General features: G+C 51.8%; 1 protein-coding gene. It reads left to right on the top strand.

The window, feature by feature from the left end; genetic code table 11:
• Positions 1–623 precede the first annotated feature (623 nt).
• Positions 624–1,141: hypothetical protein (locus Q362_RS21700; protein WP_157470352.1), on the top strand; the 518-nt coding region annotated here is incomplete at its 3' end.

The following is a 1,141-nucleotide window of genomic DNA, read 5'->3' as shown; positions in this document are numbered from 1 at the left end:
GGGTTCCGTGACATGGAATACTTCAAGCTCAGACTCTACAACCTACACAACTCCGGGTACGCATTTGCCGGATGAACCTCTATTTTTCCCGTCCGGGAGCGGGCGCGGCCTGGGAGTATGCGGGCAACCCGGATAACTCGCCGTATCTTCTCGGCGCGATGACCCCCGACCAGCGACGAGCAGCTTATCAGGGCTTATTACCAAGCGCGTCAGGAGGAATATTCCTTGCAGAAACGGTATGATAAGGAGTTGAGTACCGCCTTGCAATGGCTCTACAATCCGACCAGTAAAAAATAAAAGGAGAGTTGCTATGAACAAAGGTTTGTTCCTCACGGCAGCAAGTTGGGCAATCGTGTGTATGGGGATGTGCCAGACAGGTATCGCCGCCCCCCCCGGTGCAACGAGCGGATACCGCTCCGGGCTATTGGAATCGGCCGCAGACCCCGGAGCATGTGTATCGGTTGATCCGGCTCCGGTATATAGGACCCAAAAAAAAGGGCGAGAATCCGGCCATGGTCCCGCTGGTCAATTTAATCCCTGTTCTTAATTCATTATTCGACCTGAGAACCACTGAGGAATGCCGTGAAGCAAGTAAATCCTCATACATGTGGGGATTTTTTGACATGAACAGGGATTTGTTCAGTCTCGGCAACCGGCTGTGGGTTGACTGGAACGAGAGCATCATCGGCTTTGAAACCGACACGGAATATTACTTCGCCCGTTTTGTCTGTTTGCCCATGACAACCGTCGACGATTTGGACATGGTGGGCACGCAATATCGGGAGGCATATGTGAAAGACAGTACTTTTGATGATTGGAAACAAGAGAAAGTGGCATCCGGTTATGTTACCACCTTGGAGCCGGGCGACCCCCGCATATATTTCCGCTACGATCCGGTCAGGTTTTTCAAGCGCTTTGAACAATACGGCATCACGCCGATGCTGATGGTGCCTGATACCAAGCCGCGCGAAGCGTGGGATGGCAAGACGCAATGGAACACGATGTTCAAGGTCATGCCGCTGGGCACGGCTACCACTCTGGATGATCTTGAGGGCATCTTGAAATTTAGTTCAGTAATTCCCGGCAGCCTTTACCGGCTTTTTTTTACAAAGATCATGCTTTCCTGGTGCTTGATTCGATC

The sequence above is a fragment of the Desulfobulbus elongatus DSM 2908 genome (genome assembly GCF_000621145.1).
Classification (GTDB): domain Bacteria; phylum Desulfobacterota; class Desulfobulbia; order Desulfobulbales; family Desulfobulbaceae; genus Desulfobulbus; species Desulfobulbus elongatus.
This window is presented reverse-complemented; position numbering and strand designations above follow the sequence as displayed.